Genomic DNA, 14,889 nt, shown 5'->3' on the forward strand with positions numbered 1-14,889 from the left:
TTCCCGGCAAAGCCCAATTGGCGGGAAATGGCTTTGGTAGAAACGGGCGGGCACATTGTCCCTTGCCCGCTTTGGATATCAGGGAGTTTAGTGCTTGTCTTCCCGCAATGTGTACAGTCCCTGTTTCAGTTTCAACAGGTGCTCCTGTAGCTGAGGACCTTTGCGCTGGGCTACGCCGATAGCGAGGACATCGATTACCACCAGGTGGGCGATGCGCGAGGACAGCGGCGTATAGATCTCAATATCCTCTTCCACATCCACTTCCAGTGGGATGCTGGCTTGTTGTGCCACCGGCGAGCCGCTGGGTGCCAAACCAACCACCAGAGCGCCCTGCTCTTTTGCCATGCTCATGGAGCGAAGTAACGCCTTGGTGCGACCGCTCTGGGAGATAGCTACTACTACATCCCCCGCTTGCATGGACATGGCCGACATATTCTGGATGTGGTGGTCTGAGTGAGCAGCGGTGGCCAACTGTAGGCGGAAGAACTTGTGCTGGGCATCGGCGGCGACGGCACCGGAGGCACCAAAACCGAAGAATTCCACCCGCTTGGAAGCGGCCATCGCAGTGACAGCGGCCTCGAGGGCACGGTCGTCAATTCTATCGCGGACTTTCAGCAGGGTATCCACCGTGGAGTCGAAAACCTTGCGCTTGTACTCGGCAATGGTATCCGTTTCCGTAACCGCAATCTGGCCGAAGCTGGGGCTGGATGCCAGCTGCTGCGCCAGGTTCAGCTTGAACTCCTGGAATCCGGAGCAGCCCACGGCGCGGCAAAAGCGTACCACGGTCGGTTCACTAACCTGGGCTTCAGTGGCCAGGTCGACGATGCGCATATGAATGATTTCATCGGGGTTGGCGAGAATATACTCCGCCACCTTGCGCTCTGATTTGCGCATGGATGACAGTTGTTCACTGATTCGTTGCGTTACTTCCGCCGGTTTCACAGGACTTCCTTCTCTATGCCAGATGGCGCAGTTTAGCCGCTGTGCCCTCCGCTGGCGAGCGACATCACATTACATTGTCAGGCGGGACAAAATCCTGTTTATTTACACAGGTCTTGTGCATCAGCTCTGGTACAATCTTCGCCCATGGACGTATCTCAGATTTTAGACCCCCTCAACGAGGCCCAGCGCGAAGCAGTAGCTGCCGCGCCCGGCAATCAATTGGTTCTGGCCGGTGCCGGCTCGGGCAAGACCCGGGTGCTGGTACACCGCATCGCCTGGCTGATGCAGGTGGAGGGCGCCTCGCCCTACTCCATTATGGCGGTAACCTTTACCAACAAGGCGGCCCGCGAGATGCGCGCCCGTATCGAAGAGCTGCTGGGGGTGAACACTTTTGGCATGTGGGTGGGCACCTTCCACGGCCTGGCTCACCGCCTGCTCAAGGCTCACTGGCAAGAAGCCAAGTTGCCGCAGAACTTCCAGATCCTGGATTCCGACGACCAGCTTCGCCTAATCAAGCGGGTACAGGCAGATCTGGGTCTGGATGATAAAAAGTGGTCACCGCGTGAAACCCAGTGGTGGATTGGCGCGCAGAAAGATGAAGGCCTGCGCCCGCAATATATCAATGCCGGCGCCGATCCCTGGTTGCAGACCATGGTGCGAATCGACTTCGCCTATGAAGAGGCCTGTCAGCGCGGTGGATTGGTTGATTTCGGCGAGCTGCTGTTGCGCGCCCACGAGCTCTGGCTGAATAACGATGCTATTCTGGCCCACTACCGCCGGCGCTTCCCCCATATCCTGGTGGATGAGTTCCAGGACACCAACACGATTCAATATGCCTGGTTGCGCTTACTTGCCGGTGAGCAGTGCCATATCACCGCCGTGGGTGACGATGACCAGTCTATCTACGGTTGGCGGGGTGCTAAGATCGAGAATATCCAGCACTTTTCCACAGACTTACGAGAAGTGCAGACGGTGCGACTGGAGCAGAACTACAGATCCACCTCCACCATTCTGAACGCGGCTAATGCGGTGATCGCTAATAACAGTGGTCGCTTGGGTAAGGAGTTGTGGACCAAGGGTGAAGAGGGTGAGCCCATCGCCGTCTACGCGGCCTACAACGAACAGGATGAATCGCGCTTTATTGTCGAACGTATCAATGACTGGGTGCGCGACGGCAATCGCCGCGACAGCATCGCCATCCTCTACCGCTCCAATGCCCAATCCCGGGTACTTGAAGAGGGGCTTTTGCGCGAGCTGGTTCCCTACCGTATCTATGGCGGCCAGCGCTTCTACGAGCGCCTGGAAATCAAGAACGCCCTGTCTTATTTACGCCTGATTACCAACCGCGATGATGACACCGCGTTTGAACGGGTAGTGAATACGCCCACCCGTGGCATCGGTGCGCGCACTGTAGAGATGGTGCGTTCTTATGCCCGGGAGCAGGGTTGCTCCCTGTGGCAGGCGGCCAAGCTGATGTTGCAGCAACGGGTATTGGCTGCTCGCGCCGGCAATGCCCTGCAGAGCTTCCTGGACCTGATTAACCAGCTGGCAGCGAATGCAGAAGATAAAGAGTTGGATGCTATTGCTGAGGATGTGATTGAAAACAGCGGTTTGTTGGAGTTTCACGGCAAAGAGAAAGGCGAGAAAGGCCAAACACGGGTGGAGAACTTGCAGGAACTGGTCACTGCCTGTCGCGGCTTTACCGGTGCAGGCCTGCCCGAGGGAGAGGAAGATGAGGAGGAAATCCCGCTTCTTAACCAGTTCCTCGACAGCGCTGCCCTCGATGCCGGTGAAGGTCAGGCGGATGAGTTTGAGGATGCCGTCCAGCTGATGACCCTGCACTCCGCCAAAGGCTTGGAGTTTCCCCTGGTATTTATGGCGGGTGTGGAGGAAAACCTGTTCCCCCACAAGATGTCGGCGCAGGAGCCCGGCCGCATGGAGGAGGAGAGACGCCTCTGCTACGTGGGTATCACCCGCGCCATGCGCAAGCTATACATTACCTACGCGGAAAACCGGCGTCTGTTTGGCAGCGAAACCTATAACAGCCCTTCCCGCTTTATCGGCGAAATTCCACCTAATTTGGTGCAAGAAGTGCGCCTGAAGACCGAAATTTCCCGTCCTCTCTATCAGGCGGACTACGGTAAGGTAGGCCAGTTTTCCGACCCGGCGCCAGACTTCGATGATTTGCCCCCGCTGGTCCTGGGCGGGCGAGTGGACCATGCCAAGTTTGGTGAAGGAACTGTCATTGAGTTTGAGGGAACGGGTCCTCGAATGCGGGTGTTGGTTAATTTTGACGATGTTGGCGACAAGAGGCTGATACTTTCAATGGCCAAGTTGCAGCCGCTTTAAGTGATGGCTTGAGCTGGGACTAAGCATTAAATACTGAGTGCCGGAGCATATCGGTACTGCGAGGCATGCAGAATTGAAAGTTAGATAGTGGTGAATGGATTCCAGCGATAGCGGGAATCCATCCAAAATACCAGGGGCAGATCACAGAGGACTTCCCCTGAAGACCTAAGTTGGCGACCAAAGCGTCTGCCGATAATTTGTACAATACAAAAATAACGATAAATTAGTAGCAATGAAAAAACTCAATTGGTACCCGGCCATCATTCTCGGGCTCTTAGCCCTGCTCGCCATTACCTTCGCCGCCCTGGTAGCTTCCCGTGCAGCAATGGGCCCTGCCCAACACTTTTCCACAGAGGGCAATAAAGAGCTGTTCGAGTGGAAATTAGTTACTACCTGGCCCAAGAATTTCCCTGGCCTCGGCAGTGCGCCGGAGCGTTTTGCCAAGAAAGTCGAGGCGATGTCAGCCGGGCGTCTCAGGATCAAAGTGTACGGTGCCGGTGAGTTGGTACCTGCCCTGGGCGTATTTGGTGCTGTATCGGAAGGCGCCGCGCAGATGGGACACGGTGCTGCCTATTACTGGAAAGGCAAGGTGCCCGCTGCCCAGTTTTTTACTGCGGTGCCTTTTGGCTTGAATGCCCAGGAAATGAATGGCTGGTTGCATCACGGCGGTGGTCTCGAACTCTGGGAGGAGATCTACGAGCCCTTTAACCTGATTCCACTTGCGGGGGGCTCCACCGGCGTGCAGATGGCGGGCTGGTTTAACAAACCGATTGAGTCGGTGAAGGATTTAAAGGGCCTAAAGATGCGTATTCCCGGCCTGGGTGGTGAGGTTTTAAACCGCGCAGGCGGCACTGCGGTGACCATTCCCGGTGGAGAACTCTACACCGCCCTCCAGACTGGAGTGATCGATGCTACCGAATGGGTGGGGCCCTACAACGATCTCGCATTTGGTTTCCACCAGGTCGCTGAGTATTACTACTACCCCGGGTGGCATGAGCCGGGCTCTATCCTGGAATTTATCGTTAATAAAAAAGCGTTCGAAAAACTGCCTGCTGATTTGCAGGAAATAGTGCGAGTTGCCGCCCGTGAAGCTAACCAGGATATGCTGGACGAATACACGGCACGCAATAACCGGGCCCTCAAGGAGCTGGTAGAAGAGCACGGGGTAAAAGTGGAGCGCTTGCCGGAGGATGTTCTGTCTCACCTGAAGAAGATCAATAACGAAATTATGCAGGAGACGGCGCAGCAGGACCCGGAGTTTGCCCGTGTTTACAAAGCCTTTAAAGAATTTGAACGGGATGTGAAGCCCTACCACGAGATCAGTGAAGAGGCTTACTACCAGGCGAGAGAGTTAAAGGAAGATTAGCGCCCAACTACTGGGCCGATGATATTGCCGGCTGTGTTGCTCTACAGCCGGCGAACTCGAAACCTACAATCAGGGCAACGGCCTGGTACGGCCGGCGTCGTCGATAGCGACAAATACAAACTCACCCTCGGTGACCTTGACCTGCTCACCTGAATCCACCCGGGTCAGCCAAACCTCAACCATGGTACGAATTGAGGAGCGCCCTTCTTCAATGGCTTCCGCATAGCAGCTGACTGTTGAGCCAACCGGAACCGGGCGCAGGAAAACCATGCTGCCCACCGCAACGGTTGTGACACGGCCGCGCGCCATGGTTTGCGCGAGAATGGCGCCAGCGAGGTCCATCTGCGACATCAGCCAACCGGCAAAAACATCCCCCTGCGGATTGGTATCGCGGGGCATAGCCAGGGTTTGCAGAGTTAGCGTGCCTGTGGGTTGTGGATCTTCATCGAGAGCTGACAGTGCGGACATCGGGTACTCACAGATTGTTAGAGTTATTGGTTTCCACTACTGGAATGGTGGCGCATTCTAGCACAATTTGGCCAGTAATTGACCAGAATAAATTTCGGCCTTTAGTCGACCGTAGACGCGTTTTTGGCCGTTGGTGATGCCTCTCAGCCTGGACGGCTCTCTACATGACGCAGATCACTATTGCTGAACCACCCCCGGCAACCAAGTGGCCAGGGCCGGCAATATCGCCAGCAGGCAGAGCAGTAAAAGTTGAATGGCAATAAAAGGTGCTACCCCGCGATAGATGGCCGATGTGGCCACAGAACTGGGGGCCACCCCGCGCAGGTAAAAGAGGGCAAACCCAAAAGGAGGCGTTAGGAAAGAGGTTTGCAAATTGATGGCAATCATAATGCCGAGCCACACCGGATCGACGCCCATTGCCAGCAGTACCGGGCCCACAATTGGTATCACTACAAAGGTGATCTCGATAAAGTCGAGGATAAAGCCCAGCAGGAATATTACCAGCATCACCAACAGGGTCGCGCCGATTACCCCTCCGGGCAGGCTGTGGAAAAATCCTGTCACCAGCTCTTCGCCGTTGTAACCGCGAAATACCAGAGAAAACAATGAGGCGCCAATCAATATGGCGAAAACCATGGCCGAGACCTGAAGTGTACTGCGGCCTATTTCCCCGGCGCGCTTAAAGCTCAGTGCTCCGCGACTGGACGCCAGTAACGCCGCCCCCAGTGCGCCGACGGCGGCCGCTTCTGTAGGGGTGGCAGCGCCAACGGTGATTGATCCGAGCACAATCAGCATTAAGGCAATCGGGGGTAAAAGACTGCGAAGCAGCTGGGCCTTATCCACTTCTGGAGGCTCGCTGCTCTCTGTGGGTTTGGGGCGACGGGCAATAAATAATAGATAAATGATATAGGCGGCCACCAGCAGTAAGCCGGGAATAATTGCCCCTACAAACAGATCCCCTACGCTGACTGGCTTGGGATTGAAAATGCCTGCAGATAGTTGTGCCTGTTGATAGGCATTGGAGAGGGTGTCACCCAACAGAACCAAGGCAATAGAGGGAGGGATAATTTGCCCGAGGGTACCGGTGGCGCAGATAGTGCCGGTGGCCAGTTTGGGGGAGTAGCCATTTTTTAGCATGGTGGGCAGTGACATCAACCCCATGGTGACTACAGTTGCACCGACAATACCAGTGCTGGCGGCGAGCAGCGCGCCCACTACTACCACGGAAATGGCGAGTCCTGAGGGAGCCCCCATAAAGGCTTTGCTCAGATTAACCAGCAAATCTTCGGCAATCTTGGCTCGCTCCAGTATTACCCCCATCAGCACAAATAGCGGAACGGCAACCAGAGTGCCGTTTTGCATAATGCCGTAGAGGCGATCGGGGAAGGCGCGCAGCAACTCAGCATCAAATACGCCATACACAATACCCAGGCCCGCTGATAGCAGGGCGGTACCCGCGAGGGTAAAAGCTACTGGGTAGCCGAACATAAGCAGAGCGCAGACGGCTGCAAACATCAGAAAGGGGATTAGCTCAATCACACTTCGGCCCCTTCTACCTGCTTCAGTACTGCTTTTGACGACGACATTGGAATGGATTGTTGTTGGGGCAGCATCAATTGCACCAGCGCGCGAATAAACTGAGCCAGCCCCGCCAGAGCCAAGGTGACCGCAGACAGAGGAATCAGGCTCTTCAGTAAAAATACCCCAGGCAGGCCGCCGGCGTTCGCACTGTCTTCAAAAACTGACCAGCTATTCAGTACAAAGTGCCAGCTGCTTACAAATAGAAAGACGCAAAGCGGTAAGAGGAATATCAGATAGCCAATTGCATTGATCCAGGCTTTGGCCCTGGCGCTCATCCTGCGGTAGAAGACATCCACTCGCACATGGGCATCGGTCTGCAACGCATAGGCCAGCCCCAGCATAAAGGCGGCACCGTGCAGGTAAATCACGGATTCCTGTAGGGCGATAGAACCGGTATTGAAGCCGTGGCGCATCACCACAACACAGCTTTGTAACAGAACCATGGCCCAGGTGAACCAGGACAGCAGTTGCCCGGTATGACTGGTCAGGCGCTCGAGTGCCTGCGCGCTGCACAGCAGAAAACGCATGGGGGCTTCTCTCTTTACATCTTATTGTTATTTATGTTGCTCGAAGGTTAACCCTTTGCCCGCTCTCATGCCAGCAGGGTAAAAATACAGCTGTAACCTTTTTGTAATCTTTTATTCATAGAATCGTCACCCGTTGTTCCTAGCATCGCCGCGTGAAATAAAAACACTCATCGGAGTTACACAATGAACAAGCAAATTCTGGCGACTTCTCTGGCAGCCCTGACCCTGGCAACTTCACAGGTTGCTATGGCAGCGCGCGATTACATTAGTGTTGTAGGTTCCTCTACTGTTTACCCGTTTACTACGACTGTGGCGGAGCGTTTTAGCCGCGCAACCCAGTTTAAAACTCCAGTCGTTGAGTCCACTGGTACTGGTGGTGGCATGAAGTTGTTCTGCCAGGGTGTTGGAGAAAGCACTGCGGATATCACCGGTGCCTCCCGTCGCATCAAGCAATCCGAATTGGAAATGTGTAACAGCAACGGTGTTGATGTTGTTGAAGTGCAAATCGGTTACGACGGCATCGTTCTTGCGAATGCTAAGAAAGCAGCTCCCTTTAAGCTGACTCGTAAGGACATCTTCCTGGCCCTGGCTAAGGAAGTACCTAACCCAGACGGTTCTGAAACTCTGGTAGCCAACCCCTACAAGACCTGGAAGGACGTAAACCCAGCTCTGCCCAACACCAAAATCGAAGTTTTGGGTCCGCCCCCCACTTCCGGTACTCGCGATGCTTTTGCCGAGCTGGCAATGGAAGGTGGCTGTAAGAAGTTTGGCTGGATCAAAGCCATGAAGAAAACAGACAAAAGCGCTTATAAAGCGATCTGTCACAACGTTCGCGAAGACGGTGCTTATGTTGAAGCCGGTGAGAACGACAACCTGATCGTGAACAAGCTGGTTGCCAACCCCAACGCCCTAGGTATCTTCGGCTTTAGTTTCCTCGACCAGAATGCTGACAAGGTACAGGGCTCCCTGATCGAAGATCAGGCCCCTACTTTCGACTCCATCGCTGACCAGAGCTACCCGGTTTCCCGTCCGCTGTTTATCTACGTCAAGAAGCAGCACGCTGACGTGGTTCCTGGTGTTAAGCAGTTCCTGGCTGAATTCACCAATGAGCGCGCTTGGGGTGAAGATGGCTACCTGGCTGACAAAGGTATGATTCCTCTGCCCACCGAGAAGCGTCAAAAGATTGCTACTGATGTGCGCAAGCTGAACGCACTGAGTAATCTCGCAGCCAAGTAAAAAAATTCTGGAGTTGTACTGTCAAAGGGAATTGACGGCCAAGCTCGAAAGGGCTTGGCCGTTCTTTATAAGAAGACTCACAAATTGTCGCCCCCCTGTGATGGAACGCGGGGATAAAGTCTGGATAATGCCAGCGACGATATTTTTAGTACGGTAATTCAATGCAAACCCCCACACTGTTCGCACTTTTGCTGCTCCTGATATTAGTGGCCTACGGCACTGGCTTTCGCCGTGCAGTGAACGCTGCTCGCAGTCTTGGCGGCGTTCGCAATCTGGCCGCCCTGCCCAGTTACTACGGATTACTCACCGCCCTTTGGTGTGGTTTGCCAGCACTGATATTACTCTGTGGCTGGTTGGTGTTTGACGATTCGATCATCCGTGCGATGGTCATGAATAGTATTGCCGATAAGCCGGAGAGCATCTCCGGGCAGAACCTTCTCTACGCGCAGATCCAGAATCTCGCGGCGGGCCACCTGATAGGTGAAAAGTCGCCACAATTGCAGAGTGCTGCGGACTACCTCAGTCAGTTGCGTTCCAGCTCCAATAATTTACAGGCTTTCCTGAGTTTGGTGTTGGCCAGCGGCCTTGCCGCTTTTGCACTGCTGCGCTTTTCTCCCAAGCTGCGCGCTCGCGAAAAAGTTGAAAAAGTGCTGCGCACGGTGCTGATTGCCTGTGCCAGCGCCGCGATTCTAACCACTGTCGGTATTTTGTTATCGGTATTGTTTGAATCCCTGCGTTTCTTCCAGTCCGTGCCGGTGAGTGAATTCCTGTTTGGATTGCACTGGAGCCCACAGATGGCCCTGCGCGCAGACCAGGTGGGATCGAGCGGTGCTTTTGGTGCTGTCCCGCTGTTTACCGGAACCCTGATGGTGTCCGCGATCGCCATGTTTGTGGCGGTACCTGTGGGATTGATGGCGGCTATTTATCTGGCCGAGTACGCCAGTAAGCGCGTGCGTTCTCTGGCCAAGCCGGTACTCGAAATTCTCGCCGGTGTACCCACCGTGGTATACGGATTTTTTGCTGCCTTAACCGTTGCTCCATTTATTCGCGAGTTGGCCACTTCTATGGGCCTACAGGCCTCCAGTGAAAGTGCACTGGCCGCTGGCCTGGTGATGGGAATCATGATCATTCCCTTTGTTTCCTCTCTGTCCGATGACGTGATCAACGCGGTGCCCCAGTCCCTGCGCGATGGCGCCCTGGGTTTGGGTTCCACCCAGTCCGAGACGGTGCGCAAAGTTGTGATTCCTGCGGCACTGCCTGGCATCGTCGGCGGTGTATTACTGGCGGTTTCCCGCGCAATTGGTGAAACCATGATTGTGGTGATGGCCGCCGGACTCGCGGCGAACCTCACCGCAAACCCGCTCGAATCGGTCACGACTGTGACGGTGCAGATTGTGACTCTGTTGGTTGGCGACCAGGAATTTGACAGTCCCAAGACCCTCGCCGCTTTTGCTTTGGGCCTGATGTTGTTTATCTCCACTTTGGTGCTGAACTTTATTGCCTTGCACGTAGTGAAAAAATACCGGGAGCAGTATGACTGATCTTACTCAGGCGCAGGTTCGCGAGCGCATAGAAAAAAGCCTCGCCAGCCGTCATCGCAAAGAAAAGCTGTTTCGTGGGTTGGGTATCGGCAGTATTGCCTTTGGTGTACTCGCCGTACTGATTTTGTTCACTGACATTATCAGCAAAGGCAGTGGTGCCTTTGTGCAGACAGCTATCCAACTGGAGGTGCACTACGACGAGCAGGTTCTGGGCATCGATAAGGTCGATGATGAAAGTCTGACCTGGGCAAACTTCACCGGTGTTATTCGTCAGTCCCTGCGCGAACGCTTTCCCACTGTGACTGGTCGCAGTGACAAGCGCGAGCTCTACAGCCTGGTCTCCTCCGGAGCACCGTTTACCCTGCGCGATCGCTTAGCTGCGAATCCGGAACTGTTGGGTAAATCCGAGAAAGTCTGGCTGTCAGTCGATGACGATGTGGATACTTTCGTCAAAAGCCTGAAGGACTCCAAAGAGGGATTCCGTGGTCGCACCTCGGACCAGAAGGCCGGTTGGATTGAACAGCTGCTGGACAGCGGTGAACTGAAGAAGCGATTCAATACCATCTTCTTTACCAATGGCGACTCCCGTGAACCAGAGCAGGCGGGCATCCGCGCAGCCTTGATGGGCTCCCTGTTTACCCTGTTGGTAACTCTGGCACTGTCATTCCCTATCGGTGTGGCGGCGGCGATTTACTTGGAAGAGTATGCGCCCAAAAACCGTTGGACCGATTTGATTGAGGTGAATATAAACAACCTCGCGGCAGTGCCTTCTATTGTTTTCGGTCTTTTGGGCCTGGCGATATTTATTAATTTCTTTGAGTTGCCGCGTTCGGCACCCCTGGTAGGGGGCTTGGTACTGACACTGATGACCTTGCCCACGATTATTATTTCCAGCCGCGCGGCTTTGAAGGCGGTGCCACCCTCAATTCGCGAGGCGGCAATGGGTATGGGGGCTTCGCGTATGCAGGTGGTTTTCCACCATGTGCTGCCCCTGGCGATGCCGGGTATGTTGACCGGCGCGATTATCGGTATGGCCCAGGCCCTCGGTGAGACGGCGCCCCTATTGATGATTGGTATGGTCGCTTTTATTGTCGACGTACCTGCTGGGGTAACCGACCCGGCCACCGTGCTGCCTGTGCAGATTTTCCTGTGGGCAGACAGCCCGGAGCGCGCCTTTGTCGAGCGCACCTCCGCAGCCATTATGGTGTTGCTGAGTGTGTTGATTGTGATGAATACCAGCGCGGTATTGCTGCGCAAGAAACTTGAGCGCCGCTGGTAACAGAGCGCGGATTATCAGAAAGCGGGATATTATATGAGTACCATGACCCTGGATGCCGCCAGCCAAACTGATGCGGCGCAATCCGATGTTGCGGGTAGGCAAATGATGAATGATCGGGCTGATGTTAGAGAAACAGTTGGCCAACCCTTCTGTGACACCGCCAAGTTGCGTATGCGCAATGTGAATGTTTTCTATGGTGAAACCCAGGCGATCCACTCGGTCGGCCTCGATATTGGAAAAAATGAAGTGGTTGCCATGATCGGCCCTTCGGGCTGTGGCAAGTCGACGTTTTTGCGTTGCCTCAACCGCATGAATGACACCATTGAAGGTTGTCGCGTCGAGGGCGAGTTAAGTCTGGATGGTGACCCCATCTATGGCCCCAAAGTGGATGTGGTACCCCTGCGCGCCCGCGTCGGTATGGTATTCCAGAAACCAAACCCTTTTCCCAAGTCCATATACGAGAATGTGGCCTACGGCCCAAAAATCCACGGCATTGCCAGCCGCCGTGCCGATCTGGATGAGATCGTAGAGAACAGCCTGCGCCGCGCCGGTCTGTGGAATGAGGTTAAAGATCGTTTGGACAAGCCGGGCACGGGTCTGTCCGGTGGTCAGCAGCAGCGTCTGTGTATCGCCCGCGCTATTGCGGTGAGTCCGGAAGTAATCCTAATGGATGAGCCCTGCTCTGCCCTGGACCCGATTGCAACGGCGCGAATCGAAGAGCTGATCGATGAGCTGCGCCAGAACTACACTATCGCAATCGTTACTCACTCGATGCAGCAGGCTGCGCGGGTGAGTCAGCGTACGGCTTACTTCCATTTGGGGCATTTGGTGGAAGTTAACGATACTGAAACGGTGTTCACCAACCCCGAGCACGAACTCACTGAAGCCTATATCACCGGCCGCTTCGGCTAAGGTTCCTGCTCGGAGGGAAAACTATGGAAATGCATTTCGATCAACATATCTCACGCCAATTTAATGAAGACCTGGAAAGCTTAAAGACAGAGATGCTGGAAATGGGCGGTATGGTCGCCCGCCAGGTTGCCGATGCGGTTGATGCCCTGGCCAATGCGGACAGTGAGCTGGCCGAGGAAGTGCTGCGTATTGAAGAAGTCATCGATAAAAGTGAGATGGCCCTGGATGAGCATGCCACGCTAATTATTGCCAAGCGCCAACCGGCAGCATCCGACCTCCGTATGGTGCTGTCTGTCATTCGAATTGCCCGCGACCTGGAGCGCATTGGGGATGAGGCGAGCAAGATTGCCAAGATGGCCATAGCACTGACAGATGAAGGTACGTTGCCGCGCGGGTATACCGAAATCCGTCATATTGCCAATGCTGTGCGCAAAATGCTCAATGACGCGCTGGATGCCTATACTCGTTTCGATGTGCAGTCGGCTCTGCAAACTCTTGCTGAGGACCAGCAGGTTGATATGGATTATCGTACGGCCGTACGTGAACTGGTAACTTACATGATGGAGGACCCGCGCAGTATTTCCCGGGTCATTAATGTGTTGTGGACCCTGCGCTCACTGGAGCGGATCGGTGACCATGCGAAGAATATTTGTGAGCAGGTTGTTTACTTGGTGGAGGGTGCTGATATCCGGCACGGACACCAGGAAAATCTACGCAAGTCCTAAAGGGCTTTGCTAACTTAAAAAGGTCGCCTAGTGCGGCCTTTTTTTTTACGGAAAACTATTTGTTAGTCGTTAGGTAATACAGAGCATGAAATTTATCTTCGAAGTTCATCTACAAAATGGGTTTAAAGCTGAGGATTATGCCGATGCCTGGATGCGCGCTTCTGAGATTATCCAGCGCTCCCCGGGAGCGATGGGCACAGAGCTTCATCGAAAAATTGATGACCCCAATGTGTTGATAGCCATTGCTAGCTGGCGATGTAAAAAAGATCGGGATGCTATGCAAACTGAGCACAGTAAAGAAATTGATGAAATCATTGCCAGTGTGGCCCCTTTTGTAAAAATTAATCTAATAGGGGAGTTTTATGACCCGCAATGGGTTGTAAATATTAATAGCGATTGATGTTAATCAATTGAACCTGAACACAGCCTGAATAAATATGTGTGCGAATAACAAAATAAAACTTTTTATTTTATTATTTTTAGCTGGAATTTATTTGTTTGGTGCATTACAGCTAATTACAGCGTTTGTTTTTTCTGGTTGATATGTTTTTTTATCGAAAAAAAATATTCGCTTTACCGCAAATTTGGCTCAAATTGCTTATCGTGTAATTTGCTGTTGTTGCGCGCCAAAAAACTTTTGCTACAATCCGCAGCCCAATTTGGATCGCTACGTTAACGAAGGATTTATCAAATGAGATTCAAGCTTGCTGCTCTGCCCCTAATGCTCGTTGCCGCAACTGCCGGTGCTGAGGAATATAATTCTTTTACTAATGCTACATACTTTAATACTGAGTATGATTATAAGGGTGATGGTTTTAGTTTTAGCTCTGATGAAGATGATTTTGACCTTGGTACTACTTACTTTTTTGGTGGTAAAGAAACTCTTGGTCCATTGAAAGAGTTCGAATATATCAATAAGGTAAGTAATGTTTCTGCCGGTTTCTCTCACTCTAATTTCGGTAGTGAAGATATAGATACTTTCAATTTGGGTGGTGAATACTTTGCATCCAATGGGTTGGTTATCGGTGCCGGTATATATGACCTTTGGGAGTCTAATGTAGATTATCAGTCTATCGGATATCTCTTTTCTCCAGATTTTCTGGTTAAGTTGAACCATGTTGATAACGATAGTGATAATGAGTTTTCGGTTGAAGCTCGCTATAACCACCAGTTAAATTCAACTGATTATGTTGGTTTTAATATTTATGTGGATGAGGAGTCTGATAATCGCATCCTGTCTTCTAAGTATTTCGTTCATCTGAGTGGAGAGCAGTACCTAACCGCAGAGTTAGCTTACAATAGCATCAACGAATACGATGACTTCTGGACGCTGGGTACTGAATTTTTCTTCAATCAGCGCACTTCTGTTGAGTTTGATTATAACGAACAAGAAGATTATAAGCTGGGGATGACCCACTTCTTTAACCGCAATATTGCTGTTGAAGCAGCTTATCTCTCTAACAATGATATTGAGGGTGACCTTGATATCTATCAGCTGGGCTTAACTGTTCAATTGTAAGCTAGCTTAAATAAAGGGCTATCAATGATAGCCCTTTACTTTATAAGCGCAGCTAAGTTCAAAGCAACTTAGCTGCACTGCTTCAATCCTGTTTGGCACCCTAGTGCCAATTTTCTTTTATATCCAGCTGTTTTATGTAATGGTTGGAGTACTTTGCTGATTTTTCTTTTTATATCCGACCTCTAAATAAGTCTGAAACCTTTCTAAATCTCTTGCTATTGCGAAATAATCCTTCCGAAATTTAGCTTAATTCTTGTGCGGGCTTACTAAATGAAAGCTTGTCGATTCGAATGTTTCGTAAAAACCTGTGGGTGAATAACTTTCATCGATAGATATTTCCAGGCGAAAGGTTGCTTGTCAGTTCGGTAGAGCTATATGAGCATTGGAAGCACAAAGAATCTGTTGTGTGAATTGAATTATCAAGGTTTGGTGATAATAGCATAT

Annotated in this window: 13 protein-coding genes; 9 read left to right on the forward strand and 4 right to left on the reverse strand. The window is 52.5% G+C overall.

What is annotated here, in order from left to right; all coding sequences use genetic code 11:
• Positions 1 to 87: 87 nt before the first annotated feature.
• A complete protein-coding gene (gene hexR / locus ACYX4J_RS21830) occupies positions 88 to 942 on the reverse strand; it encodes a transcriptional regulator HexR (RefSeq protein ID WP_282930602.1) in 855 nt (284 codons plus the stop codon).
• Positions 943 to 1,086: 144 nt separating this feature from the next.
• Between hexR and uvrD the strand changes: the two genes are divergently transcribed.
• Together uvrD and ACYX4J_RS21840 are read left to right on the forward strand one after the other, a co-directional pair.
• Positions 1,087 to 3,291 (forward strand): DNA helicase II, encoded by a 2,205-nt coding sequence (gene uvrD, locus ACYX4J_RS21835; protein ID WP_476177547.1) that lies wholly within the window; start codon positions 1,087 to 1,089, stop codon positions 3,289 to 3,291.
• 232 nt (positions 3,292 to 3,523) lie between these two features.
• Positions 3,524 to 4,657 (forward strand): TRAP transporter substrate-binding protein, encoded by a 1,134-nt coding sequence (locus ACYX4J_RS21840; protein ID WP_444906829.1) that lies wholly within the window; start codon positions 3,524 to 3,526, stop codon positions 4,655 to 4,657.
• 69 nt (positions 4,658 to 4,726) lie between these two features.
• On the opposite strand, the gene ACYX4J_RS21845 is transcribed toward ACYX4J_RS21840, so the two are convergent.
• The 3 genes from ACYX4J_RS21845 to ACYX4J_RS21855 form a co-directional block, all read right to left on the reverse strand.
• Positions 4,727 to 5,116 (reverse strand): acyl-CoA thioesterase, encoded by a 390-nt coding sequence (locus ACYX4J_RS21845; protein WP_108735392.1) that lies wholly within the window; start codon positions 5,114 to 5,116, stop codon positions 4,727 to 4,729.
• Between the two features lie 186 nt (positions 5,117 to 5,302).
• Positions 5,303 to 6,664 (reverse strand): TRAP transporter large permease, encoded by a 1,362-nt coding sequence (locus ACYX4J_RS21850; RefSeq protein ID WP_476177548.1) that lies wholly within the window; start codon positions 6,662 to 6,664, stop codon positions 5,303 to 5,305.
• Entirely contained in the window at positions 6,661 to 7,233 is a 573-nt protein-coding gene (locus ACYX4J_RS21855; protein ID WP_475709099.1) for a TRAP transporter small permease subunit, read from the reverse strand. Before ACYX4J_RS21855 ends, ACYX4J_RS21850 begins: the two co-directional genes overlap by 4 nt.
• A 183-nt stretch (positions 7,234 to 7,416) precedes the next feature.
• Here ACYX4J_RS21855 and ACYX4J_RS21860 point away from each other — a divergent pair, with 183 nt between their 5' ends.
• The 7 genes from ACYX4J_RS21860 to ACYX4J_RS21890 all read left to right on the forward strand — a co-directional run bounded on the left by ACYX4J_RS21860 (position 7,417) and on the right by ACYX4J_RS21890 (position 14,445).
• Entirely contained in the window at positions 7,417 to 8,469 is a 1,053-nt protein-coding gene (locus ACYX4J_RS21860; RefSeq protein ID WP_282930607.1) for a PstS family phosphate ABC transporter substrate-binding protein, read from the forward strand.
• 161 nt (positions 8,470 to 8,630) lie between these two features.
• Positions 8,631 to 10,010: a phosphate ABC transporter permease subunit PstC gene (gene pstC, locus ACYX4J_RS21865; protein WP_444892394.1), complete on the forward strand. Its 1,380-nt coding sequence runs from the start codon at positions 8,631 to 8,633 to the stop codon at positions 10,008 to 10,010.
• Complete coding sequence (gene pstA, locus ACYX4J_RS21870) at positions 10,003 to 11,289, forward strand: phosphate ABC transporter permease PstA (RefSeq protein WP_282930609.1); 1,287 nt, start codon at positions 10,003 to 10,005, stop codon at positions 11,287 to 11,289. The genes pstC and pstA overlap by 8 nt, the downstream gene beginning before the upstream one ends.
• Positions 11,290 to 11,391: 102 nt before the next feature.
• Positions 11,392 to 12,201 carry a phosphate ABC transporter ATP-binding protein PstB gene (pstB, locus tag ACYX4J_RS21875; protein ID WP_282934617.1) on the forward strand — a complete coding sequence of 270 codons (810 nt, stop codon included), beginning with the start codon at positions 11,392 to 11,394 and terminating at the stop codon, positions 12,199 to 12,201.
• A gap of 23 nt (positions 12,202 to 12,224) precedes the next feature.
• Positions 12,225 to 12,926 (forward strand): phosphate signaling complex protein PhoU, encoded by a 702-nt coding sequence (gene phoU / locus ACYX4J_RS21880; RefSeq protein ID WP_476177549.1) that lies wholly within the window; start codon positions 12,225 to 12,227, stop codon positions 12,924 to 12,926.
• Between the two features lie 85 nt (positions 12,927 to 13,011).
• Complete coding sequence (locus tag ACYX4J_RS21885; RefSeq protein WP_476177550.1) at positions 13,012 to 13,326, forward strand: antibiotic biosynthesis monooxygenase family protein; 315 nt, start codon at positions 13,012 to 13,014, stop codon at positions 13,324 to 13,326.
• Between the two features lie 291 nt (positions 13,327 to 13,617).
• Positions 13,618 to 14,445, forward strand: a complete 828-nt coding sequence (locus ACYX4J_RS21890) for a putative porin (RefSeq protein WP_476177551.1) — start codon at positions 13,618 to 13,620, stop codon at positions 14,443 to 14,445.
• The last annotated feature ends 444 nt before the right edge of the window (positions 14,446 to 14,889 follow it).

It is taken from the genome of Microbulbifer sp. ABM4_008, assembly GCF_056311705.1.